This window comes from Arthrobacter sp. AQ5-05, from assembly GCF_003287975.1.
Taxonomy (GTDB): Bacteria; Actinomycetota; Actinomycetes; order Actinomycetales; family Micrococcaceae; genus Paeniglutamicibacter.
Window position 1 is genome coordinate 348,990 of record NZ_QMKQ01000001.1, and the last position, 24,546, is coordinate 373,535.

The 24,546-nt window shown below is 69.3% G+C and carries 21 protein-coding genes; 11 read left to right on the plus strand and 10 right to left on the minus strand.

Annotation, left to right across the window (positions count from 1 at the left end):
• Positions 1-28 precede the first annotated feature (28 nt).
• The 4 genes from DQ353_RS01690 to DQ353_RS01705 all read left to right on the plus strand — a co-directional run bounded on the left by DQ353_RS01690 (position 29) and on the right by DQ353_RS01705 (position 5,379).
• Positions 29-1,324 (plus strand): GNAT family N-acetyltransferase, encoded by a 1,296-nt coding sequence (locus tag DQ353_RS01690; protein WP_113761049.1) that lies wholly within the window; start codon positions 29-31, stop codon positions 1,322-1,324.
• 4 nt (positions 1,325-1,328) lie between these two features.
• The gene (locus DQ353_RS01695; protein WP_113761050.1) at positions 1,329-2,273 is read left to right on the plus strand and encodes a polysaccharide deacetylase family protein; all 945 of its coding nucleotides are present in this window, start codon (positions 1,329-1,331) and stop codon (positions 2,271-2,273) included.
• Between the two features lie 162 nt (positions 2,274-2,435).
• The gene (gene rpsA, locus DQ353_RS01700; protein WP_113761051.1) at positions 2,436-3,902 is read left to right on the plus strand and encodes a 30S ribosomal protein S1; all 1,467 of its coding nucleotides are present in this window, start codon (positions 2,436-2,438) and stop codon (positions 3,900-3,902) included.
• Positions 3,903-4,038: 136 nt separating this feature from the next.
• Positions 4,039-5,379 (plus strand): hypothetical protein, encoded by a 1,341-nt coding sequence (locus DQ353_RS01705; RefSeq protein WP_146755173.1) that lies wholly within the window; start codon positions 4,039-4,041, stop codon positions 5,377-5,379.
• Here DQ353_RS01705 and DQ353_RS01710 read toward each other — a convergent pair.
• From DQ353_RS01710 to DQ353_RS01735, 7 genes are all read right to left on the minus strand, one after another.
• Complete coding sequence (locus DQ353_RS01710; protein ID WP_113761053.1) at positions 5,365-5,631, minus strand: hypothetical protein; 267 nt, start codon at positions 5,629-5,631, stop codon at positions 5,365-5,367. The two genes, DQ353_RS01705 and DQ353_RS01710, sit on opposite strands and share 15 nt — an antisense overlap.
• Positions 5,624-6,895 (minus strand): S8 family serine peptidase, encoded by a 1,272-nt coding sequence (locus DQ353_RS01715; protein ID WP_113761054.1) that lies wholly within the window; start codon positions 6,893-6,895, stop codon positions 5,624-5,626. The genes DQ353_RS01710 and DQ353_RS01715 overlap by 8 nt, the downstream gene beginning before the upstream one ends.
• A gap of 88 nt (positions 6,896-6,983) precedes the next feature.
• The gene (locus tag DQ353_RS22100) at positions 6,984-7,268 is read right to left on the minus strand and encodes a YbaK/EbsC family protein (RefSeq protein ID WP_286166546.1); all 285 of its coding nucleotides are present in this window, start codon (positions 7,266-7,268) and stop codon (positions 6,984-6,986) included.
• A complete protein-coding gene (locus DQ353_RS22105) occupies positions 7,178-7,438 on the minus strand; it encodes a YbaK/EbsC family protein (RefSeq protein WP_286166547.1) in 261 nt (86 codons plus the stop codon). The genes DQ353_RS22100 and DQ353_RS22105 overlap by 91 nt, the downstream gene beginning before the upstream one ends.
• Before the next feature lie 93 nt (positions 7,439-7,531).
• Positions 7,532-10,006, minus strand: coding sequence for a DUF6777 domain-containing protein (locus tag DQ353_RS01725; protein WP_146755174.1), 2,475 nt, complete (start codon positions 10,004-10,006; stop codon positions 7,532-7,534).
• 221 nt (positions 10,007-10,227) lie between these two features.
• Positions 10,228-10,797 (minus strand): isochorismatase family protein, encoded by a 570-nt coding sequence (locus DQ353_RS01730; protein WP_113761056.1) that lies wholly within the window; start codon positions 10,795-10,797, stop codon positions 10,228-10,230.
• An 81-nt stretch (positions 10,798-10,878) separates the two neighbouring features.
• Positions 10,879-11,844 (minus strand): patatin-like phospholipase family protein, encoded by a 966-nt coding sequence (locus DQ353_RS01735; protein WP_113761057.1) that lies wholly within the window; start codon positions 11,842-11,844, stop codon positions 10,879-10,881.
• A 249-nt stretch (positions 11,845-12,093) separates the two neighbouring features.
• On the opposite strand from DQ353_RS01735, the gene DQ353_RS01740 reads away from it, so the two are divergent.
• Entirely contained in the window at positions 12,094-12,885 is a 792-nt protein-coding gene (locus DQ353_RS01740; protein WP_113761058.1) for a PIG-L deacetylase family protein, read from the plus strand.
• Between the two features lie 13 nt (positions 12,886-12,898).
• Here the strand turns inward: DQ353_RS01740 and DQ353_RS01745 are convergent, their stop codons facing one another.
• Complete coding sequence (locus tag DQ353_RS01745) at positions 12,899-14,038, minus strand: class I SAM-dependent methyltransferase (protein WP_286166548.1); 1,140 nt, start codon at positions 14,036-14,038, stop codon at positions 12,899-12,901.
• Positions 14,035-14,709: a YigZ family protein gene (locus tag DQ353_RS01750; RefSeq protein WP_113761060.1), complete on the minus strand. Its 675-nt coding sequence runs from the start codon at positions 14,707-14,709 to the stop codon at positions 14,035-14,037. The genes DQ353_RS01745 and DQ353_RS01750 overlap by 4 nt, the downstream gene beginning before the upstream one ends.
• An 84-nt stretch (positions 14,710-14,793) precedes the next feature.
• Between DQ353_RS01750 and DQ353_RS01755 the strand changes: the two genes are divergently transcribed.
• Together DQ353_RS01755 and DQ353_RS01760 are read left to right on the plus strand one after the other, a co-directional pair.
• A complete protein-coding gene (locus tag DQ353_RS01755) occupies positions 14,794-17,859 on the plus strand; it encodes an ATP-binding protein (protein WP_146755175.1) in 3,066 nt (1,021 codons plus the stop codon).
• 75 nt (positions 17,860-17,934) lie between these two features.
• A complete protein-coding gene (locus DQ353_RS01760; RefSeq protein WP_113761062.1) occupies positions 17,935-19,347 on the plus strand; it encodes an FAD-binding oxidoreductase in 1,413 nt (470 codons plus the stop codon).
• A gap of 431 nt (positions 19,348-19,778) precedes the next feature.
• Here DQ353_RS01760 and DQ353_RS01765 read toward each other — a convergent pair whose 3' ends face one another.
• The gene (locus DQ353_RS01765; RefSeq protein ID WP_286166549.1) at positions 19,779-20,600 is read right to left on the minus strand and encodes a nuclease-related domain-containing protein; all 822 of its coding nucleotides are present in this window, start codon (positions 20,598-20,600) and stop codon (positions 19,779-19,781) included.
• A 393-nt stretch (positions 20,601-20,993) separates the two neighbouring features.
• Between DQ353_RS01765 and coaE the strand changes: the two genes are divergently transcribed.
• From coaE to uvrB, 4 genes are read left to right on the plus strand one after another with little or no spacing between them, the layout of a single operon-like run.
• Positions 20,994-21,602 (plus strand): dephospho-CoA kinase, encoded by a 609-nt coding sequence (gene coaE, locus DQ353_RS01770; protein WP_113761064.1) that lies wholly within the window; start codon positions 20,994-20,996, stop codon positions 21,600-21,602.
• Positions 21,592-21,918, plus strand: coding sequence for a hypothetical protein (locus DQ353_RS01775; protein WP_113761065.1), 327 nt, complete (start codon positions 21,592-21,594; stop codon positions 21,916-21,918). Before coaE ends, DQ353_RS01775 begins: the two co-directional genes overlap by 11 nt.
• Positions 21,915-22,388 (plus strand): hypothetical protein, encoded by a 474-nt coding sequence (locus DQ353_RS01780; RefSeq protein WP_113761066.1) that lies wholly within the window; start codon positions 21,915-21,917, stop codon positions 22,386-22,388. The genes DQ353_RS01775 and DQ353_RS01780 overlap by 4 nt, the downstream gene beginning before the upstream one ends.
• 47 nt (positions 22,389-22,435) lie before the next feature.
• Positions 22,436-24,538 carry an excinuclease ABC subunit UvrB gene (gene uvrB, locus DQ353_RS01785; protein ID WP_113761067.1) on the plus strand — a complete coding sequence of 701 codons (2,103 nt, stop codon included), beginning with the start codon at positions 22,436-22,438 and terminating at the stop codon, positions 24,536-24,538.
• Positions 24,539-24,546: the final 8 nt, after the last annotated feature.

Sequence of the window (24,546 nt, forward strand, 5' to 3'; positions counted from 1 at the left end):
ACCCCCATTCAGAGAGCACCCCACGACCATGAGTGAAGACACCACGATTCGCATTGAACGGTTTGAACCCGAACTCATCGACGGTGTCCCTTCGGCGGCCACCGTGGAATTCCTCACGTCCATCAGCCGCGGCTTCCACGAGGCCGCGCTGGAGCCCGAGGAGCTCAAGATCCTCGCCGGGCTCGAGCTCAACGACAACACCACCTTCACAGCCGTCTACGACGAGGCCGCGGTGCAGCCCTCGCTGCATGCCGCGGCCCCGGTGGCCACCTACGCCTCGTTCCCCGGGACGCTGAACATCGGGGGAGGGAACCTGATGCCGGTGCACCAGATCACCTCGGTCACCGTCAGCCCCACCCACCGCCGCCGCGGCCTGCTGCGCCGGCTGGTCACCGAGGACCTTGCAGGCGCCCGCGAGGCCGGGACCGTGTTCGCCGCGTTGACCGCCTCGGAGGCGACCATCTACGGGCGCTTCGGGTTCGGCCGGGCCACCCAGCGGGCACGCTTCACGCTCAAGACCCACCGCGGGGCGGAGCTGCGCGTGGAAAACGAGGGCACCGTTGTTGCCATTGCCCCCAAGGAACTGAAGAACTACGCCCCGGGCATCTTTGCCGCCGCCCACGCCCACACGCTCGGCTCGATCAGTGCCACGCAATTCGACGTGGGCCAGGCCGCCGGGCTGTGGGAGGACTACGACTCGCTCAAGCCGGTGAAGAACCTGCGCGCCGCCCTGCACCTGGACGCCCAGGGCAAGCCCGACGGCTTCATGAGCTACATCTTTGCCGGGTGGAAGACCGCCCCGCCCACCATGGAAATCGGCCAGATGTGCACCGCCACCGGCGCCGCCCGCCGCGAACTCATCGCCTACCTCGGCGCCCACGACCTGGTGGAAAAGATCACCGGCCGCGGACCTGTCGACGACGTGGTGCCCACCGCCCTGGAAAACGCGCGCGCCTACAGGGTCGCCTCCATGGGCGACCACCTCTGGCTGCGCATCCTTGATCTGGAGACCGCGCTGTCCGCGCGCACCTACGGGCGCGACGGGCACATCCGGCTGCGCGTGCACGATTCCCTGGGGTTCGCCGACGGAATCTGGGACCTGATGGTCCAGGACTCCGCTGCGGGGGTGCGCCGGGCACCGGAGGGGGCAGTGCCCGAAGCGACCCTGGATGTCCGAGACCTTGCTTCGCTGTACCTGGGCGGGTTCAGCGCCACGCACCTGGCCGCGGCCGGGGTGCTGAAGGTCCACACGCCCGAGGCGCTGGGCACGCTCGACGCCCTCTTCTCCACCGACACCATTCCCTACTGCCAAGCGGATTTCTAGGTCCATGCACACACCGCTTTCCGGCTCCCCGACCGGGCGCCGCACGCTGCTCGCTGCCCTGCTCGGGACCGGCGCCACGTTGCTGGCCTCCTGCGCCGTCGACCCGCTGTCCCCGACGCGTCCCGCACCAACGGCCATTTCGTCGCCGTCCGCCCCGGCACCCGCACCGCCTCCACCGGTCGAGGCAACCGCACCGGCCCGCGCGGTGCCCGGCCGCAGCGCGGTGGTCTCCGCCTATGCGTCGAAGCCCTCCGGCGCGTTCGGGCTCGAGGTCAAGGGCGTCGAGCTCGGCCTGCCGGCCACGGCGCGGGGAGCCGCGCTGACCTTCGACGCCTGCGGGGGACCCAACGGCGAGGGCTACGACTCCGCGCTGATTGCGGCACTGCGCCAACACCGGGCGCCGGCCACGCTGTTCATCAACCAGCGGTGGGCCGGGGCCAACCCGGGGCTGGTCCGTGAACTGGCCGCCGACCCGCTCTTCGAGATCGCCAACCACGGCACCACGCACGCGCCGCTGGCCAGCCGGGGGCAGAGGGCATACGGCATACCGGGCACCGCAAGCATCGGGGCCGCCTACGACGAGATCATGGACAACCAGCGCTACCTGGCCGACACCTTCGGGATCCGCGCGAAGTTCTTCCGCTCCGGGACCGCGCACACGGACGAACTCGGTGCCGCGCTGTGCCGCGAACTGGGTCTGGTCCCGATGAATTTCACCGTCAATCTCGACGCCGGCGCGACGTTCCGAGCCGCAAGCGTCGCGGCGCAAACCAGGCAATTGCGGGCGGGGGATGTGGGGATCGCCCACTTCAACCGCCCGGCCTCGGGAACCGCCCGCGGCGTGGCCGACGCGCTGCCCGGGCTGCTCGAATCCCTCGAGGCCCGGAAGCTGGCCCTGCTCACGCTGTCCGCGGCCTTCGAAGCCCGAACCGGCACCCCGGCGGCTTGACAACCTGCCGGTTTGCCGTTTTGACCCGGCAGGGTGCAGGGGAATAGACTAGGCGAGCGTGTTGCGGCTATTGCCGTGCCCGCACCCAAGCTAAATTCGGAAAATGCCGGGGCTTCCGGCTGCCCGACTCATACAGACTATCCACATCGGAGTCCCTACTACATGACCATCACCTCCAACGAGAAGACCAGTGCCCCGGTCGTTGCAATCAACGACATTGGCTCTGCTGAAGACTTCCTCGCTGCCGTCGACGCCACCATCAAGTACTTCAACGATGGCGACCTCGTCGAAGGCATCGTCGTCAAGGTTGACCGCGACGAAGTTCTGCTCGACATCGGTTACAAGACCGAAGGTGTCATCCCTTCCCGCGAACTTTCCATCAAGCACGATGTTGACCCGGGCGACGTCGTCGCCGTCGGCGACAACGTCGAGGCCCTCGTCCTCACCAAGGAGGACAAGGAAGGTCGTTTGATCCTGTCCAAGAAGCGTGCTCAGTACGAGCGTGCCTGGGGCGACATCGAAAAGATCAAGGAAGAAGACGGCGTCGTTACCGGCACCGTCATCGAGGTGGTCAAGGGCGGCCTTATCCTCGACATCGGCCTGCGCGGCTTCCTGCCGGCATCGCTTGTCGAAATGCGCCGTGTGCGCGATCTGGCTCCGTACATCGGCCAGGAAATCGAAGCCAAGATCATCGAGCTGGACAAGAACCGCAACAACGTTGTGCTGTCCCGCCGTGCATGGCTCGAGCAGACCCAGTCCGAGGTTCGCTCCACGTTCCTCAACAAGCTGGAAAAGGGCCAGGTTCGTCCGGGCGTCGTTTCCTCCATCGTCAACTTCGGTGCATTCGTGGACCTTGGCGGCGTAGACGGCCTCGTCCACGTTTCCGAGCTGTCCTGGAAGCACATCGACCACCCGTCCGAGGTTGTCGAGGTTGGCCAGGAAGTCACCGTCGAGGTTCTCGAAGTGGATCTGGACCGCGAGCGTGTTTCGCTCTCGCTCAAGGCCACCCAGGAAGATCCGTGGCAGACCTTCGCCCGCACCCACGCCCTCGGGCAGGTTGTACCGGGTAAGGTCACCAAGCTTGTTCCGTTCGGTGCATTCGTGCGTGTCGAAGACGGAATCGAAGGCCTCGTGCACATCTCCGAGCTGGCCGTGCGCCACGTGGAGCTGGCAGAGCAGGTTGTCTCCGTTGGAGACGAGCTGTTCGTCAAGGTCATCGACATCGACCTCGAGCGTCGCCGCATCTCGCTGTCCCTCAAGCAGGCCAACGAGGGCGTCGATCCGGAAGGCACCGAATTCGATCCGGCACTCTACGGCATGGCCGCAGAGTACGACGAAGAGGGCAACTACAAGTACCCGGAGGGCTTCGACCCGGAGACCAACGAGTGGCTCGAAGGCTTCGAGACCCAGCGTGCGGCTTGGGAGCAGCAGTACGCTGACGCCCAGACCCGCTGGGAAGCACACAAGAAGCAGGTTGCCCAGCACGTGCTCGACGATGCAGCAGCAGAATCGGCTCCGGCCGAGTCCGCTTCTTCGTCCTACTCCTCGGAAGCCCCGGCTCCCGAGGCAGGCACCCTGGCATCCGACGAGGCCCTCGCAGCACTGCGCGAGAAGCTCACCGGCGCCTAAGCCAACCTGTGCCAACGGATCATTGATCCACGCTAGGTAGCTTGACCGAAGGCCCCTTCCACCATTGGTGGAAGGGGCCTTCGGCGTTCACGGCTAGGGTGGGAATGTCTCTAAACCTCTCTTGACAAGGAATATCTTGGCTTCGTTGCGTCCCGTGCCCGGCCAGCTTCCGCTGGTCGCACTCTCCACCTCCACGGGAGGGACCCTGCCGAGGAGGCCGGGCACCAACCCCGTGTTCTGGGCCGCGTGGCTGGTCCTGGCCGCGTCGTTGCTGTTCCACCTGGCCAGCGGACCGGACGCGAAACCGGCGAGCTTTGCCGAGTACATGCGTGCCGTCGAGTCCCCGGTCCCCGAATGGGTCCACTGGGCACGCGACGGGTTGCTCGCCTGCCTCAAGGTGCTGGTCTTTGCCGGATTCATCCTGGTCCGCAGGCTTCCGGTCATCGGCCTGCTGGTGGTCTCCGGCATCGCGGCGGGCACCCACGCGCTCGGGCAGCCGGCCTGGACCTGGACGGTCGCTGCCGTGCTGCTGCTCGGTATCGCGGGCACCGACGCGTGGGCCCGGGTGCGCCAAGTGCGCTTCCTGGGTCCGCGGGATGCCCCGAAGACCTGGGTGTCACCGGCCGAGCTTCCCGATGGCTGGCCTCGCCTGCGCCCCGGCAAGGGCCGGTTCACGGCCTTGGGGCTCGGGTGCCTTGGCTTCCTGGCCGGGACGCTGCTGCTGGCCGGCCCGCATGCCCGGCTTTTGGAGGCGCCGATCCTCAAGGAGAACGACGACCCGTTGGACAGCTGGCCGCTGGCCCTTGCGGTCCTGGGCGCGGTGGTGGCCCTGCAGGCCCTGCTCGCGTTGCTGGGGCAGTTCCTCGTGACCCCGCGCAACGGCTGGCTCGTCGTCGACGTGGGGGATGCCGACCCGCACGAGGTGTTCGAGGCGGTCGAAACCCAGCTTCCCCCGATGCCGCTGGCCGAAGCCCGGCGCACACGGGGGTGCACTTGTGCCGACGGCCTGGAGCCCGAAGCGGACGCCGAGCCGCGTGCCTTGATCTGGGTCGACGAGGAATGCCCGGCCCACGGCTCCGGGCACCTGAATTCGCTGGCTGCCGGGGACTTCCTGCTGCTGGCGGACAAGCCATGGACCTACGACGAGGAATCGGAGGCGTTGGCTCCCCACGCCGGGCACGGGGCAACAGGCCAGCTGCTGTTCCATGTGGGATCCATGCGGGGTGCATCGCTGAACCAGGACACCAGGGCACGGCATTCGGGATTGCTGGTGGAAGAACGGTTGGGGCGTCGCGCGGGGAAGGACGGCGAACAAGCCGGCCCGAGACTGGCCGATGCCATTGCATGGCTGGACGAGGAAGAACTCATCGACATCATCGACCTGCGCGCCATCGGCCTGTACGGGTGCGTGCTGCGCAGCCGCGGGAACATGCCGGGCTATTTCCCGGAACCTGCCCCGCAGCTACTGAAGCCCTGAGCCCGGGGGATCGATCCCGAAACGGCGTTCTGGCACGACAGACGCCACGCCGCGCACCCCGGCCAGCCGGGCCCGTCCCGAGTCCTCGGCGTGCCCCACGACCTGGCCGAGCGTGCCCAGCACCCGGTCGATGGCCAGGCCGGCTTCCTCCAGGTCATGGGCAACCTCCTGGACCCGCTCCAGGTAGGCATCCTGGACGGTCACGACGAAGGTGGTGCTCCGTGGCAGCGGCGCCTGGCCGGAATCATCCATGGCCGTAGTAGCTTTCCGGCGAGTCGTCCTCCGGTGCAGCTTCCTGCGGTGCCGGGGCCGGCGTTTCGGGCGCGGCCGGGGAAGGGGACTGCACCAGGCCGGCTGCGACATCGACGGAGGGCCGCTCCAGCCGTTGGGCTTCCTGGGCCAGCTCTGCCCACAGCTCGCGGCCCCGGAAACCGGTGGCCTCGGACAGCAGTGCGGCAACGCCCGCGGCATGCGGGGTCGCCATCGAGGTGCCGCTGATGGTGTTGTAGCGCTTGGGCATCGGCCAGGAGGAATAGATGCCCACCCCGGGACCGGCAATGTCGACCTGGCCACCGCGCCCCGGCAGCGTGCGCGCGGAGAAATCGGCGACAGCCAGCTGCGCATCAAGCGCACCGACGGCCATGATGTACGGGCTGTTGGCCGGCGCCCCGACGAAGCCCGGGTCCCCGGCCGAGCGCCGCGCGTTGTTCCCGGCCGCCGCGATGATCAGCGTGCCGCGTTCCAGCGCGCGCCGGCCCGCCGCCACATACGGCGGATGCACCTGCCGCACGTCGGCGCCCAGGGACATGGAGACGATGTGGCAGTCGTGTTGCAGCGCCCAGTCGATCCCGGCCAGGATGCCGGAGTCCGAGCCGGACCCGTCGTTGCCCAGGACCTTGCCCGCGTAGATGGAGGCCCCGGGCGCCACCCCGTAGCCGCGGGCCCCGTCCAGGGTGCGCGGACCGCAGGAGGTGCCGATGCAGTGGGTCCCGTGCCCGTGCCCGTCGTGGGAATCCTCGCCGTCGATGAAGGACTCGGTGGTGACGTCGCGCCCGGCGAAATCCGGGTGCCCTGCATCAAAGCCGGTGTCCAGCACCGCCACCCTGATCCCGTTCCCGGTGTACCCGGACTCGGCGGCGAGCACCGCCGCCAGCCCCCAGGTCAACGTCGGGGTGTCGGCGAAGGCCGGGGCGGCGGAGGCCCCGGGGTCGGTGGCCGTCGGCAGGATCCGGTACCGCATTTCCGGCACGATGTGCATGGGCAGGCCCTGGGCGGTGCAGCGGGCCCGCAATTCGCCCAGCTGCCCGGATTCCGCGTCCACCACCGCCACGCCGAGCCGCGGGAAGTACCCGTCGAGGTCGAAGCCCTGGGCCTCGAGCATGCCGGGCACCTCGTCCTGCAGGGCCCTGGCGCCGAAGCGGGCGGAGGCGGCAGGGCCGGGTTGGTCAAAGACCACCACGAAGCGTCCGGGAACCGGAACGGCGGCGGGTGGGAGCGGCTTTTCTGGGTCGACCATTGGTGGCTCCTTCGTCAGGTGGGTGCACCGCGATCCGGAAGCCGTGGCCCCGGGAGCAGCATCTGCTGGCTGTCGAGTACCGAGAACTCTACCTTCGTCCCGGGGCGCCCGGTAGGGCCGGGGAACGCAGCTCCCGGTAGCTCAACGCCACCAGGGAATCGGCGATGCCCGCGGCCACCCACGGCGGATCGTGCTCACGCAGCGGCACATCGACCAGCGTGCGGATGGGGGCTGGATGCCCGGCCGGTGCCACGCCGCCAATCACCTGCCCGGTCGTCCGCTTCACGAAATCCGGCGAGGCGCGCTTGGGCTTCCATCCGCCAGGTGCCGCACCGACAAGCCTCGTGTCCACGCGGCCGGCGCCGCTGGACATGACAGCAGCGGCTCTCCCTCGCAGTCGAAGACCAGCGAATTGGCGATGGCGGGTTCCTCGCAGCCCAGGTAGTCGGCGGCGGTGTGGGTTCCCTGGTCAAGGACCTTGAGGCCGGCGGTGATCCCCGCGCGGTCGAGGTCGGAGACGACCCTTGCGTGTTTTGCGTTCATGGGTGGCTGGAATCTCCTTCGCTGGCCATCGGTCGGTTCCGGCCACCCTGGCGAATCGGTTTCCGGGCCGCGAACCATGGCGCGGATCGGCGCTCAGTTGCTGTTGCAGGCAAGCTGCCTGATCTCTGGGGGAACCTGGTTTGCCGTACAAGCCCCCTGGCGATCCACCCGCGTCCAGATGCCGTTCACCCGATGGAGCAGAACGGTGTATTGTGCCCTGTTTGCCTGGTCGTTGACGCCGGCGGCGATCCATGACCCGGAACAGCGAATATCCTGGGGGCTCACAGTCAGTGCCTTCGAGGCGGGCTGATGGGCATTGACCACACCAAGCACGGTCCTGGGCGTGCAGGAACCCGCAGGGGACGCGGAAGGAGACGGCGGGGGTGTCGGGGATGCTGTTGGGGAAGGTCCCGCCGGGGGAACCGGCGCTGCGTGTGTCGGTGCCGCGGTGAAGGTGAAATGGCAGTCGGGTTGCGCCTGGCCTGCACCCGGCCCCTGGACCGCGCCTCGTCCCGCGTGGCCTTCGCCGCTGAGGGATCCGTCGGCAACGGTGCTGCCCTCCAGCTTTATCCCCAACACCTTCCCGCTGCTGTCGGCGGTCGTCACCTGCTCGATGGTGAATCCGCTGCTGCCCTGGCGGACCACCTGCCCGGTGAACCGGGTGCCGCTGGTTGTCACGAGGGTGGAGGTATCGGTTCCGACGGTGAGCACCGCCCCGTTCAAGGTGCTGGCATGGCAAGACACCTCAGGTGCCACGGCCATCGAGTAGTTGCCGTTGGCCAGTGCGCTGCCGACCCCCGGTGCGGGGGAAGCCGTTCCGGATGCGGGGGGCGAATCGGTGCCCGAGGGGGAAGGCGCCGGTGTGGTTTGGAGGGCGGCCTGGACCGTACCGAAGGCCAGCGCCTGGACGGAGTGTGGCAAGGTCGCGGCAGCGGACCACTTCTTGGCGTCCGTGCTGGTAAAGAACGTTGCCGAGTCCATGGCGGTGCCGCCGCTGCCCGAGCCCGGGGAAGGGATGGTTGCCGCCATCCAGGTTCCGTTCCCATAGCCGGCCGCAGTGAAGGAGTTGGTCCCGATCCCGGTTGCGGGGTCCACCGCCCAGGTGGTGCCGTCGCGGCTCAAGGCGACGGAGGCCTGGTTGGTGCCGGGGGACCCCGGCACCCACTTGTTCTCGGCGACCAGCCATGTTCCCGCCCCATAGGCAACAGCTGCTCCCGTGGCCTTGCCCGGAAGCGGCACAGGCTTCTTCCAGGTGCGGCCGTCGGTGCTTGTGCTGGTCCAGTCCAGCGGGGCGGGCAGCGCCGCGGCGAAGGTGGCGGCGGGAGGTGCTGGGTCGGCCACGACCCCGAGCCACTGGCCGTTGCCATGGCCCAGGGCCGCAAGGTGTTGCAACCCGGGTCCGCCCTCGCCCAGGGTCGTGGCGGCAACGCCCCAATGCGTGGCGTCGGTGCTTTGCCAGGCCAAGGTTCCGTTTCCCGTCGAGACGCTGTATCCGGTTGCCACCCAGGTCCCCGAGCCGTAGGAGAGTCCCGAGACGTGGTCGGCGAGGGAAGCCACCTGGCTCCACGATCGAAGATCGGTGCTTTCGAACAGCTGGGTGGGCGGGGTGGTCCGGCCCGTTTCCCAAGGCCGGGAGGCAGCCGCCAACCAGATTCCGTTCCCGTATGCCAGCTGATACACCGATTCGCCGTGGATTGCGGAGGCCTTGGTCCAGGCGCGTCCGTCGCTGCTGGTGGTGATCGTGCTCGTCCATGGAGTGGGCTGGGCCGTGTCAACCGACGCAGCGGCCCACAGGACGGTGTCGGAACCGGGCCCCGCCTGATAGGTCGTGCCATTGGCGACATCCACGAGCGTCAGCCGGGCGCTGGCCGTCCCCGGCTTGATGACCGTCACCGCAGCGGGGGAATAGCCCGGCCACGCGGGGCCCGTGGTGGTGGCGGTTCCAAGATCCAGGAGAACCGGGGGCGTCAGCGGGTTGCCGCAATTGCATTGGACCCGCGGCGTTCCCGTCGCATCGACAAGCACCGCGGTTCCTGCCTGCAACACGGTTGGATGCGGGAGCGCCTTGCCATCTTGGTAGCCGTGGTTGCCTACCAGCGTGTCGCTGTTCAGCAGTACCGGGGTGAGCGTGGCAACGAAAGCACCGATGCCGGCGGGTTCGATGCCTTCGACGCCCGCCCACGCCGCCGCCTTGTCCTGGTGTGCCTTGAGGTAGTTGACAAGTTTTGGCGGGTCGCACACGTGGAGTTGGCTGCTGCCGCCGTAGAGCCCGGGGATGGTGCCGGTGGCAACGAGCAGGTGGGTGTCCCTGTCGGTGGGCAGCGTCTTGCGCAGGGCCGCGCTCTTGGCCAGAACGGTTGGTGTCGCCGCGCCCGGGGTGCCGCTTGCCACGGTTTCGGTGAAGGGGTTGGGCCCGGGGGTGGTCGAAGGCACCAAGGTCACCGTTTGCGCGACCGCCGGGGCGTTGCCGGGGTTCCGGGTGGCGATGAAGAAGACGGTTGCCGCCACGAGCGCGCAGGCCACCGCGGATGCCGCAAAGACCAACCAGCCCCGGGGATGCCTACGCACGGAAGCCGGCATGACCGCTCCCGGGCAGTCTCAGATTTTCCGACCTTCTGCCGGCCATGGCTGGCCCCGCTTCCCGGGCAGCCGTTCCCGCGGTCGACAAAACGGCTCGACCGCCTCGTCGGCAACTGCCCATACCCCACGTTTATACTCCCGCCGCGGGTGCGCGGCAATAGGAACCGGGGGAACGCCGGTCCGTGTTTCGACGCTCGGAAAGCAGGGGGTCAGTCGTCCACCTTGACGGGCCGGAAAGCGACCTCGTCGGTGCGCATCAGCGAGAAGTCCTGGTTGGGGTAGTCGAGCGTGGCGAAGTACGCGTTGGTGTGCGCGATGATCTGGTCTCCGGTCAGCGACTGGCCTTCGAAGGTCTCCGCTCCGGTGGTGTGGGCATCGCGCACCACCGTGACGTCGTAGCCCATGGCGGCCGCCCGGCCGGCAGCGGTGCGCAGGCAGTAATCGGACTGGGCGCCGCAGATCACCAGGCGTCCCACGTCCTCGGCGATCAGCGAGGCATGCAGCCCGGTGCCGGTGAATGCGTCCCGGTAGGACTTGAAGATGCGGTGCTCGTCGTCCTGCGGTTCCAGTCCGGCGGCCAGGCGCCACGGGGTTGAATGGCGTTCGAATTCGCGTTCGTCCTGCACCCAGTAGACCGGCGTGCCGGTGTCCCTGGCCCGGGAGACCAAATCCTGGATGCGCGAGACGACCTTCTTGGGATGCACGCAGTAATCCATCACGCCTTGCTGCATGTTGATGATGACAAGTGCCGTTTTTGATCCTTCGCGATGTTCGTCCATGCCAGCAGTATTGCACCGCTTCGGGGCGCGGGCCGGGATATGGCGCGCGGAGCACGGACCGGCGAGCCGCCGGGGCGGGCGTCAGCGCCAGAATTCGGTGAGCTGCCCGGCAAGCGCCCTTCCCTGCTCGTAGCCGGCCCGGGCGGCGGGTGGACGGACCGACAGATCCATCATGTTGTTGCCGAAGGCCTCGAGGGAGTCGTCATCCGGCAGGATGGTTTCGACCCTGCTGCCGCCGGCGCGCAGCTCGTCGACCTGCACGGCCAATTCCATGCCCCATTCCAAGGGGTGCCGGGTCCGCCCGCCCAGCGGGGAGAGCACCAGCACCCGCCCGCAGCCGGCCGCCAGGTCGGCATTCTCGCTGGATCGCCGGTAGCCGCCGTCGATGAACCGGTCCTCGCCGATGCCGTAGGCGGTGGCGGCGGCACAGCTGGCGGCCACGGCGTCCACCAGGTCGACCCCGCTGTGCCTGTCGAACACGACCGGTTCCCCGGTGCGGGCATCGACCGCCGTCATCAGGATCGTTCGCTTTGGCCAGTGCCGGACGGGCAGCCGGGCGGCGACCGTGTCGCGCCAGCGCGCCTGCCCGGAAGCCTCCTCCAGTTCGAGAGCGGCAGCGCCCATCCTGCGGCGCATGTCTGCCGGATCCGCAGCTGCCGCAATGATTCCGCTCGTCCTGCGCAGGTACCCGGAGGAGGACCCCGCGGGGGCGCGTCCGCTGCCGGTTCCACGGGGAGCGGTCCGTTGCGGGCTCGCCGCGGACAGGATGTCGGCCAGCAATTGGGTTGGGCTTGCGCCGGAGACCTGGGCCGCGGCCGTGGCACCGGCCGAGGTGCCGATGAGCACGTCGGCATCGGTCACATCCAGGCCGGCCACGAAGAGGCCGGCAACGACGCCGACCAGCCAGGCATTGCCCGCCGATCCGCCGCCGCCGAGGACCAGCGCCCGCTCGCCGACAGCACCCTTCGGCCGGGTGGCGTCGAGCTGCGGACGGTCGGGGGCCGAGGGCAGGGTGAAGTACGAAGTGGAAAAAAATGTGGTGTCCATGGGAGTCGCCTTTCGCGATGTGCCTGTGGGGCGCTCCCGGTGGCGACTAGTGGGGTCGCGCGATCGTGGACTGCGGGGGAGCACCCGTTGTGGATACTGCGTTCATGGGGGACTCACCTCCTGCCGATGGATCACGATCACCGCAAAAATACCACGCCCAAAAGCCCGTGCACAACGGCCCGAACCCGTCGGTCCCTTTGGCTGCCGCATGCATAGGCAGAAGCCACGGCCGAGACTAAAATGTGCGCCATGAACGAGGCTCATTCCATCGCGGTCATCGTCGCCCACCCGGACGACGACGCCTATGGCTGCGCCGGTTCCATCGCCCTGCATGAGCACGACCCCGGGTTCAGGTTTGTCCTGGTGCTGGCCACGGACGGGGCCGCCGGGCAGATCGCCCGCGGGGTGCCTGCGACCCCCGAGACCCTGGGCGCCTGGCGGAGGGTGGAAAGCGCCAATGCGTGGCGCGCCCACGGCACCGTCCCGGCCCGCCACGAATGGCTGGACTATGCCGACGGGCACGTGGCCGAGGCCGACTTCGAGGAACTGGTGGCCCGGCTGCAGTCAATCCTGGAGGCCGAGCGGCCGCAGGTCGTGGCGACCTTCGGTCCGGACGGGATCACCGGGCACCGCGACCACATCGCCATCGGGCGTGCCGCCGACGAGGCGTTCCACCGGGCCCGGTGCGTGCCGGGACCCGGGTTGCGCCGCCTGGTCCACGGGGCGATCCGCGCCTCGGTCTTCGAGCGCTGGAACACCGTCCGGCGCCGTGCCGGCGCCGAGGAATGGGATCCGGGGCGCGAGTACCACCTGCGCCCGGTCCCGGACGAAGCCATCGACATCGAGGTGGACACCTCCGCGGTGTGCTCGCGGATCGTCGCCGGGCTGCTGGAGCACCGCAGCCAGCGCGAGGTGCTGATCGAACCGGGTGCCAGCGTGCGCCGCTGGGAGCGGATGGTGTCCCGCGAGCCCGCGGTCATGGCGTGGCCGCCGCGTGTCGCCGGCCAACCCCTGCTCGCCGACCTGTTCGAGGGGCTCTGAGGCGAACCGGGGCCTACTCCTTCGTCGACACCGTCACGGTGAACTTCGGGTTCCGCGCGACCTGCCGGGTGGGGCCCACGAGCTTTTCGAGCTGGCTGCGGTAGCCCAGGTGCGAATTCCAGACGCACCACAGTTCCCCGCCCGGTGCCAGCACGCGGCCGGCATCGGCAATCAACTTCAGCGCGATCCCCGCATGCACGGTGTTGCCCATGTGGAAGGGCGGGTTCAGCACCACCAGCTGCTCGGAGGCCGCAGGCAGGGTCCCCAGTGCGTCGTCCTGCACCACGGTGACGCGGTCCCCGACCCCGTTGGCCGCGGCGGTGGCTTCCGTGGAAGCGACGGCGGAGGCCGACTGGTCGCAGGCATGGACCGAAAGCCGCGGGTGCTTCACCGCGAGGTACGTTCCGACGGTGCCGTTGCCGCAGCCCAGGTCCACCGCGCGGTCGGTGGCTGGCGGAATCTCGAGGTGTTCGAGCAGGAAGCGGGTGCCCGGGTCGAGCTTGGCACCGCCGAAGGTCTGCGCGTAGGCGCGCAGTTCAAGCGGTGCGTCCAGTCCCACGGCAATGGACTGGCGCAGCGGGAAACGTGCTTCCGGGCGCTGCCCGGCGGCAAGCAGTCCGGTGGCGGTGAGCACCCGGGACTTCTGCCGTCCCAGGGAGGCGGACACCACAGCGAAATACCTGCCGAGCACCTCGTTCATCGAGCGGTTCATGTGCTTGATGCGCCCGGCAGCCATGACGGTGACATCGGGGCGGGCGTGTTCGGCAAGTGCGGCGAGCATCTCCTCGAGCGCGTCCAGCGACCGCGGCAGCGCGAGAAGCACCAACGACGCGTCCTCCAGCAGCGTCGCCCCCAGGGGCAGCTGCCGGTATTCACCGGAAAGCCCCGGCAGCAGGGCGGCGGCATTCGCATCGATGGCACGGGCCCCGGTGAGTTCGTCCTGGTGGACGCGGATACCTCGCACCCCGGCATCCAGGGCCCCGAGGACCAGCGCGCCGTAGTGGTCCCCCAGGATCACCACCCGGCCGGGCTCCGCGGGCCACCGGGCCTCGGACGCCAGATCCAGCAGCAGCCGGTCCGCGGCATCCACCGCGTGCAGGTTCGCTGCCTCCACGTCGGGGGCGCGGCGCAAAAGTTCAAAATCAAGGCTCAACGGACATCCACCCATTCGGTTCCAAGGTCTTCGGCGCGCGAGGCGCCGGCGGTCAGCGTGGCCAACCGGTCGTCGAACGCGGCCAGCAGGCTCGCTTCGTCGTTCAGCGCGACCCGCAGCGTGGCGGCGCGCGGCCCGTAGTCGGTGCCCAGCACCTGCACCCCGGCGGAGCGCAGGTCGTTTTCCAGCCGTCCGGCGGCGGTATGGTCGGCATCGAGGCCCAGGATCCGCATGCGTTCGCGGCGCAGCAGCGGGGCTGCATCCAGGGCGCTGGACACCGATTCTGAGTAGGCGCGCACCAACCCGCCGGCACCGAGCAGGATGCCGCCGAAGTAGCGGACCACCACCGCGGAAATGTCCGACAGGTCGGTTTTCCCGGCGTCGGTTTCCCGCTTGGCCAGTGCGTCGAGCATCGGGATGCCGGCGGTGCCCGAGGGTTCCCCGTCGTCGTTGCTGCGCATTGCGGTGCGGTCCGGGCCCAGGATGAAGGCGCTGCAGTGGTGCCGGGCATCGAAGTGCTTCTTGCGCAGCTCGGCAACCAGTGCCCGGGCATCGACCTCGGATTCGACCCGGCGCAGGTAGGTGATGAAGCGTGAACGCTTGATCTCCAGCTCGTGGACGAAGTCCCCGTCCACCGTCGTATAGGCCGTCGCCACAGAATCGTTGTCCATTACCGATCCAGTCTAGTGTTTTGCGCCGGTGCATGCCCGCCGGGCATTGTCGGTGCCGGGGCCCGGTGGGAGAATCATGTACGTGTGCCAGTGGCCGAAACGGGGCGCAATGCGGTGCTGCAACTGAACTTGCTTGGGGAACAACGACTGACCCGCCGGGGCACCGACCTGGCGGGCGGAGGGTCGCGCGCCGTTGAGCTGCTGGCCTACCTCGTGGTGCATCCGGGGATCCGGGTGCCGCGCCCGGTGCTGGCCGGGACGTTCTGGCCCGAGACCCCGCAACCACAGGCCATGACCAACCTGCGCCGCGAACTGCACAACCTGCGCCGGCTGCTGGACGGCGTCGATGCGCTGGGGATGTCCGACGGCGCCATCGGCGCGCTGGAATGTACGGGGCTGCGCGTGGACGTGCAGGTCTTCTCCGCCGAACGGGCCGCGGCGCTGCAGGCCGCGGGCCGGGACCCGGCCCGCTTCGTGGCCCACGCCCAGGCGGCGCTGCGGGAGTACCGGGGGGACTTGATGCCGGGGAACTACTCCGACTGGGTGCCCGAGGCGCGGGAGAAGCTCCTGCGCGAATGCACCGCCCTGTGCGACGAAGCAGCAGCGGCCCTCATCGTGCTGGGGAAGGGGCAGCGGGCCCTGGAGGTGGCAGGCCGGCGCGTCACCATCTCACCGCTGGAGGAACTCGGCTACCGGGGCCTGATCCGCGCACACCTGGCCCTCGGGGACCGGCCCGCCGCGCTGCACGCCTACCACCGCTGTGCCGACGTGCTCGAGCGTGAACTCGGCGTGGCACCGGCGGCCGGGACCAGCCAACTCCTGGACCTTCCCGCGCAGCCCTCCGCGGCACCGGGCTCCGCCGCCCGGATCATGGCGCCCGGCAGCCTGACAGTGGGGCGGGAAATGGAGCAGGCGGTGCTGCAAGGCTGCTGGGAGAAGGCCCGGGCCGGACGGCGGGCCCTGCTGGTGCTCTCCGGCCCGCCGGGGGTCGGCAAGACGCACCTGGCCAAGGCGCTGGGCCAGCTGGCGCGCACGGGAGGCGCCGCGGTGGCCTTCGCACGCTGCGTCGATGCCTCCGGGCTCGTGCCGTTGGCCCCGGTCGCCGGATGGCTGCGCAGCCGCGACATCGCCCCGCTGCTTGCCGCGCTTCCGGAATCCATCCGGCACGAGGCGGCCCGGCTGCTGCCCGAGCTGCCCGACCCCACCCCGTCCGCGGGGACCGACACGCAATCGGGCCCGGGCCGGGCCATGGTCGATGCCTGGCAGCGCTACAGGTTCTTCGAATCGCTGGCCGGCGCCGTCGCGGCCCCCGGCCGGCCCACCCTGCTGCTGCTCGATGACCTGCAGTGGTGCGACCCCGACACCGCGGCCTGGATCGCCTTCCTGCTCGATTCCCCCGGGTCCCGGCGGTTGCTGCTGGTGGCCACCCTGCGGGAGGGCGCCGAAACCCAATCACCGGCCATCGCCGCGCTGCTGGAAGGTGCACGCAGCGCGGGACTGCTGCACCGGCTGCGCGTCGCACCCCTGGGCGAGGCGGCGGGCGCCGAGCTGGCGGGCCGGATCCGCGGCCGCCCGCTGGGCACCGACGAGGCCCGGCTGCTGGCCGCCGCCACCTCCGGCTTCCCGCTGTACATCCTCGAGGCGGCGCGTGCGGCGCCGGGTGACGGATTCAGCCCGCTGCTGGGCCGGAGGCTGTCCCGCCTGGGACCGGCGGCCCGGTCGGTGGCCGAGCTTGCCGCGGCCTTCGGGCGGGGCATCAGCCTCGAGCTGCTGGCCGAGGCCGGGGACCTGGACGCCGTCTCGCTGGCCGGTGCCCTGGACGAGCTCTGGCGCGAGGGCATCCTGCTGCCCACCGGTTCCGGCTACGATTTCGGCCACCACCTGCTGCGCAGCGCCGTGCGGGAGAACACCACCCCGGCGGGCCGCTGGCTGCTGCACCGCAGGCTGGCGAAGTCCCTGGAGCTGCTGAACGCGGGAAAGCTCGATGCCGTGGCCGCCACGCTCGCCGAGCACTACGAGCTGGGATCCAACCCGGAACGGGCCCTGCCCTTCCACCTGCGGGCCGGCGCCGACGCCGTGCGGGTGTTCGCGAACTCCGCCGCCCTGAAAAGCTACGACCAGGCGCTGGGGATCATCGGCCGGCTGCCCGCCGGAGCGGAGCGCGACGAGGCCGAGCTGTCGGTGCGCCGGGACATGTCCCCGCCGCAGACCGCGTTGCTGGGCTACTCCTCGGCGGCGTTGCTGGGGAACCTCGAACGCGTCGGGGCGCTGGCCGAACGGTTGGGGCGGCCCGAGGTGCACTCGGCAAGCCTCGTCGGGCTCTTTGCCGGACGCTACGTCCAGGGACGCATCGAGGATTCCTACGCGATCGCCCGCCGGGCCCTGGAGCTGGCCGGGGACGACCCGGCCCTGCTGGGGCAGGCGCACTTCGCCGTGGCCGGCGCGGCACAGGGCTCGGGACGGATCGCCGAGGCCATCGGGCACTTTGCGCTGTGCACCGAAGACTCGCCGCCGGGCTATTCCTACATCCTGGGCACCAGGCTGCACATCCATGCCCGCGCCTGGGCGGCACACGCGCATTGGCTGGCCGGGGACGATGCCGCCGCCGGGCAGCTGTCTGCGCGGGCGCTCGCCGGGGCGCAGGCCGGCGGGCACATCTACACCCGTGCCGTGGCCCTGGCCTACGCGGCGGTGCTCGAGCAATTCCGCGGGGACCGGGCCGCGGTGGCCCAGAGGGTGGCGGAGCTGATCGCCCTGTGCCACCGCTACGACATCGCCTACTACGGGCAGTGGGGCGAAATCCTGGCCGGCTGGCTGGCCGGCGGGGAGCCGGGCGCCGCGAGGATCCGTGCCGGGATCGGGTCGCTGCGCGCCGCCGACGCGCTGGCCCGGATGCCCTACTGGCTGTGGCTGCTGGCCGACACCCTCGCCGCCGACGGGCGGCGGGCCGACGCGTGCGCGGTGCTCGACGCGGCCCGTGCCACCTCGGCCCTGCATCAAGACAGCTGGTGGCTGCCCGAGGTGCTGCGGATGCGTGCGCTGCTGGATGCGGGGGACCGGTCCGCCGCCCTGTTCGGTGAAGCGCGCGCGGTGGCCGGCGCGCAGGGCAGTGCCGCACTGCTGGCACGGCTGGGGCCCGACGGCAGATAAGGCGAACGCCTGGCGAACAGGGCCGGCCCTAGCGTGGTTCGCACCACCAACCCCCTTTACCATCAGGAACGAACCATGGAACCGCAGACCCTTTCCACCGAAGCCGCCGAGGAACTTTTTGCCCCGCTGCGCACCTTGCTGCGCGGAACGCTGACCCTGCCGCAGGACGCCGCCTACGATGCGGCACGCGCCGTCTACAACGGCATGGTCGACCGCCGCCCCGCCGCGATCGCCCGGGTCGCCGACACCGCGGACATCGTCGCGGCCGTGGACTTCGCCCGCGAAAACTCCCTCGGGCTCGCGGTGCGCGGCGGCGGGCACCAGGCCTCCGGGCTGTCGGTGGCCGACGACGCACTGGTCATCGACCTGGGCGCCATGCGCTCCACGACGGTGGACCCGGCGGCACACACCGTGCGGGTCGACGGCGGGGCGCTGTGGGCGGATGTCGACCACGCCACCGTGGCCTTCGGCATGGCCGTCCCCAGCGGCTTCATCGCCTCCACGGGCGTCGGCGGGCTGGCCCTGGGCGGCGGCATCGGCTACCTGACCCGGCGCTTCGGGCTGACCGTGGACAACCTGCTGGCCGCCGACGTGGTGCTGGCCGACGGCACTCTGGTCACGGCCGACGAGCACCGGCACCCGGATTTGTTCTGGGCGCTGCGCGGGGGCGGCGGCAACTTCGGCGTCGTCACCTCCTTCACCTTCCGCATGCACGAGATCGGGGAGCACGGCACCATCATCGGCGGCCCGGTGCTCTACGACCTGGCCGACGCCCCGGCGGTGATGCGCTGGTACCGCGAGCTGCTGCCGGCCCTGCCCGAGGAGCTCTCCGGCTGGATCGGGCTGCTGACCATCCCGCCGGCGCCTCCCTTCCCCGAGGAACTCTGGGGACGGAAGGCCTGCGGCATCATCTGGTGCTACACCGGGGCGCACGAGGCGGCCGAGAAGGTGCTGGCACCGGTGCGCGAGTACGGCAACCCGCTGCTGGTCGGCCTGGCACCCATGCCGTTTTCCGCGCTGCAGTCCGCCTTCGACCCGCTGTTCCCGGCCGGGATGCAGTGGTACTGGCGCGCCGACTTCGTCACCCAGATCTCCGACGCCGCCATTGAGGTCCACGCCAAGTACGGGGCGGCCCTGCCCACCGGGTTCTCCACCATGCACCTGTACCCGATCGACGGGGCCGCGGCGCGCGTGCCGGCCGATGCCACGGCGTTCGCCTACCGCTCCGGCGGCTGGGCCGGGGTCATCGTGGGGGTCGACCCGGACCCGGCCAACGCTGAACTCATCACCGAGTGGACCAAGGCCTACCACGCCGACCTGCACCCCACCACCGCCGGCGGGGCGTACGTGAACTTCATGATGGAGGAGGGAACCGACCGGATCCGCGCCTCCTACCTGGGCAACTACGACCGCTTGGCCCGCATCAAGGCGGCCTGCGACCCGGGCAACCTGTTCCACCACAACCAGAACATCGAGCCCGCCGGCTGAGCGGGCCGGCCCTTGCCCGGTTTCCCGTGGGCCGATGCTGACGCGGAAGGCCGGGAAATCCAACGAGGGACTGCGCTCGCCGCCGGGCGTGAAGGCGCCGACCAGGGAGCAACTGGCCCCGGTCGGCGCCTTCGCATGTCCTGCAGGCTCCGCTCGGCTGCCCGCCGACGCCCACCCGGCGTTGTCGCCCACGCAGGATGCGCTGCAGGGATTCTGTTCGGGGTCCCCGGGCTGTAGCACCGTTCGCGCAGCAGGCGTCCCGGGACGCGCAGTGACGCGGTGAGTTGCCGGGGCCGAATCCCGCACCCGAAGGCCAGGGATTCCGTTGTTCCAGGGGCTTCGCAAGCAAGCCGCGGTAAGCCCAGGACGAAGGTAGTTGGTCACAAGCTCTTAGCCTGCTTTCGACCAGCTTCGAACATCAACACCTGACATCACGCGGACTTGAACCGCGAGGCTATCGCCCCACGCATCCGCGCCACATCGACGTCCCCTGTTGACTGTTCCACAAGCACTCCGGCCAACCGCTTCGGCCAGAGCACGTGAACGCCACGAGTCGAGAACGCGCCGCCAACCAGGGGCCAGTCGGCTTCGACGAAGCACAGTGCCCCCGTGACCGGAACATCCCCGGCGAAGTCGCGCACGACGTCAATCTGCTTGAGCACCCCATCGACCAGTTTCGTGCAATCGCGCCGGGCCACGAAAAGCTTCTCGACGCGTGGGCGAAGGATACCGCCCTCGATCTTCAGCTCAGGCCGTCCCTTGTATCGCTTGGCGTCGATCACCCAGATTCCTGCGCGAGTGATGGCGATGTGGTCGATGTTGGCGTTCGAACCCGGGATGCGCCGGTCGTGGAGGACCGCGAGGCCATCGACGGCCAAGCCATCCAGCCTGGCGCCGAGTCGTTCCTCGCCGATGGCGCCTCGATCCCAAGACTTGGTGTGCTGCCGCTCTTCGGATAGGGCGACGGCGAGGCCGCCGAAGCGCCCCCACTTTTCGCGAAGCCTGTCCTCGTCTTTCGCCTTGCGGCGCTCATATTCACGCCGGGCGGATGACCCGGCCACCCCGGACTCGGTGGATAACGAAGCATCCCGAGGCGGTGCCATGCCTGGGGACATGGTTTCCGTGGCCTTGGCAGCACACTCCACGCAGCGGACGGTCTTTGTCTCGCTCTCATAGATCGCTTCTGTCCCGACCGGAATAGAGGTGCCGCACACACGACACACTCCGGCGTACCGAAGCCTCATCTGCTTCATCGGGATACGCGGCGGAACGCTCGATCAAACCCGGCCTGCTGGTGGGCCATGGCGGTAGGGCCGCCGATGCGCTTTGTCATGGCTCAATCCTCACCCATGACGGGAAGTTTTTCAGGGGTGCCGCGCGTGCGGCTGTCAAAGACCTTGCAACCCTCCCGGCGGAAGGAACCGCCAGCCGAACGTTCCCCCCACGGGCGGTACTGGCACATATGGGACCTTGTGGCCGGGGACCCCGCCTTGCAGCATGTCAAGCCGCCCCGGAAACCCATTCGTGCCCCCGCCATGACACGGATGGTGATGGTTTGCCCCGAACAGCCGCTTTGCATGAGCGTGCGGGGCGGCGGTGCGATGACACGCGTCCCCGGCTTTGGCCCGCACCGGTAGGCTAGGTTCATGCTCAATGTTGGCCTGACAGGCGGAATCGCCGCCGGAAAATCCGCTGTTGCCCGGATCCTGGTTGACCTCGGCGCGGTGCTCATCGACGCCGACGCCATCGCCCGGGCCGTCGTGGCACCCGGAACCCCGGGGCTGGAAGCGGTCGTTGCCGCGTTCGGCCCCGGGATCCTCGGACCCGACGGTTCCCTGGACCGCCCCGCGCTCGGGGCGCTGGTCTTCGCCGACACCGCGGCCCGCGAAAAACTGAACTCCATCGTCCACCCGCTGGTCCGCGCCGAGGCCGCCCGCCTGCGCGATGCCGCACCCGCGGGCGCGGTCATCGTCCAGGACATCCCGCTGCTGGTGGAAACCAACCAGGCCAAGGACTTCGACAAGGTCCTGGTGGTGGCCGCACCGCTGGCCGAACGCCTGCGGCGCATGGTCGAAGACCGGTCGATGGCCGAGGCCGACGCCATGGCGCGGATCGCCGCGCAGGCCACCGACGAACAGCGCGCCGCGGTCGCCGATGCCGTGATCAACAATTCGGGCACGCTCGAGGAGCTGCACCAACGTGTCAACGAGATCTGGGAGGCCCACATTGCCCCATTCACCAGCCATGCCCACTGAGGATGCCGCGGCGAAGCCGGAATTCGCCGCACTTTTGGAGGCCGCGGAGGCCAAGGCCCGCACCGAGATGCGCATCATCCGCATCCTGTGGGTGCTCGCCGCCGCGACCCTGGCCGTGGCCGTGGTGCTCTGGGTCGGGTTCGGCGGACGCGAGCAGTACATCGCCCGTTCCTCCGGCTACGACGCGCAGGTGCTGCTGCCGGCCTGGCTCGCGCTGGCCGGGCTGCTCTCAGCCGCCGCGGCCACGGTGCTGGGCGTGATCCGGCTGATGCGCGGCGCGCTGCGCAACATCCTGCAGAAGCAGGCCCGCAAGTGAACACCTCCCTGGTCGCCGAATCATTTCTCCGGCACGAGCCGGCCGACGGCACCACGGCCCATCTGGTGAGCATCCAGCGCGACCCCGAGCGTGCGGCAGCGGTGGCCGGGACCCGCGGCGCGGTCCAGCTGCGCTACCACTCGCTGCAGCTGGTCCCCGTGGACCTGGTCGACGACCTGCCCGGGATCTGGAATGCGCTGCTGGACGCCGTCGAGGGTTTCCTCGCCGACGGCAAGGCCGAGGTTCCCTACCCGACCCTCGAAGCGCAGATCCGACTGGAGCGCACCGGAAACCTCACCAGGTTCACCGCCGGGAAGGTCCGCCACATCGTGGATGCCGGCGAGCTGGTCGACGGCATCCTGGGCGGGGCCCAGGCGTACTTCGGCTTCGCGCCGGACGCAGGCCAAGCGGCGATCGGGCGCATCGAGGAGCTGCGCACCCGGGCCGCTGAGGCGGGGCTTTGCGCCTAAGGCGAGAGGGCATCCAAAGCATCGGTGCCAGGGCGTAGCCTAGGAACATGAGTCTTGCGCAGCAAATCAACCGCGTCGTTGCCCCCTTCGAGGTCATTAGCGAGTTCACGCCCGCCGGCGACCAGCCCGCGGCCATCAAGGAACTCACCGAGCGGATCAACGCCGGCGAGAAGGACGTGGTGCTGCTCGGCGCCACCGGCACCGGCAAGTCCGCCACCACCGCCTGGCTCATCGAACAGGTCCAGCGCCCCACGCTGGTGATGGTGCAGAACAAGACGCTGGCCGCGCAGCTGGCCAACGAGTTCCGTGAGCTGCTGCCCAACAACGCCGTGGAGTACTTCGTCTCCTACTACGACTACTACCAGCCCGAGGCCTACGTCCCGCAGACCGACACCTTCATCGAGAAGGACTCCTCGATCAACGAGGAGGTCGAGCGGCTGCGCCACTCGGCCACCAACGCACTGTTGACCCGCCGCGACGTCATCGTGGTGGCCACCGTCTCCTGCATCTACGGGCTGGGCACCCCCGAGGAATACGTCGCGGGCATGGTCACCTTGAAAAAGGGCATGGAGCTGAACCGCGATACGCTGCTGCGCAAGTTCGTCTCGATGCAGTACGCCCGCAACGACATGGACTTCCACCGCGGCACCTTCCGCGTGCGCGGCGACACCGTGGAGATCATCCCGATGTACGAGGAACAGGCGCTGCGCATCGAGTTCTTCGGCGACGAGGTCGAATCGATCCACACGCTGCACCCGGTCACCGGCGAGGTGATTCGCGAGGAAAACGAGATGTACGTCTTCCCCGCCAGCCACTACGTGGCGGGCGCCGACCGGATGAGCCGGGCCGTCAAGGACATCGAGGACGAGCTGCAGCAGCGCCTGTCCACCCTGGAGTCCCAGAACAAGTTGGTGGAGGCCCAGCGGCTGCGCATGCGCACCACCTACGACCTGGAAATGATGGAGCAGATGGGGTTCTGCAACGGCATCGAGAACTATTCCCGGCACATCGACGACCGCGCCGCCGGCACCGCCCCGCACTGCCTCATCGACTACTTCCCCGACGACTTCCTGCTGGTCATCGACGAATCCCACGTCACCGTCCCGCAGATCGGTGCCATGTACGAGGGTGACATGTCGCGCAAGCGCACGCTGGTGGAGCACGGCTTCCGCCTGCCCTCCGCGATGGACAACCGCCCGCTGAAGTGGGACGAGTTCCTCGAGCGCATCGGCCAGACCGTGTACCTTTCGGCGACCCCGGGCAAGTACGAGCTGGGCAAGGCCGACGGCGTGGTGCAGCAGATCATCCGCCCCACCGGCCTGATCGACCCGGAGATCATCGTCAAGCCCACCAAGGGGCAGATCGACGACCTGCTCGACGAAATCCGCGCCCGCGTGGAGCGCAACGAGCGCATCCTGGTCACCACGCTGACCAAGCGGATGGCCGAGGACCTCACCGACTACTTCACCGAGCACGGGGTGCGGGTCCAGTACCTGCACTCGGACGTCGACACGCTGCGTCGCGTGGAGCTGCTGCGCGAGTTGCGCATGGGCCTGTTCGACGTGCTGGTGGGCATCAACCTGCTGCGCGAGGGCCTGGACCTGCCCGAGGTCTCGCTGGTGGCGATCCTGGATGCCGACAAGCAGGGTTTCCTGCGCTCGGCGACCTCGCTGATCCAGACCATCGGCCGTGCCGCGCGAAACGTCGACGGCCAGGTCCACATGTATGCGGACAAGATCACCGACGCCATGGCCAAGGCCATCGACGAGACCAACCGCCGCCGCGAGGTGCAGCAGAAGTACAACAAGGACCACGGCGTGGACCCGCAGCCGCTGCGCAAGAAGATCGCCGACATCACCGATTCGCTGGCCCGCGAGGACGCAGACACCCAGGAGCTGCTGAACAACCAGCGCCTGGCCAAGAACGCCAAGCGCTCCGGTGCCGGAACCAAGAAGGCCCACGAGACGGTGCGGGCCGACGGCCTGGCCGCAGCCCCGGCCGAGAACCTGGTGGACATGATCAGCCAGATGACCGAGCAGATGCACGCGGCCGCCGCCGAGCTGCACTTCGAGGTTGCTGCCCGGTTGCGCGACGAGGTATCTGAGCTGAAGAAGGAACTGCGGCAGATGAAGAACGCAGGCCACGCGTAACCGGGCGA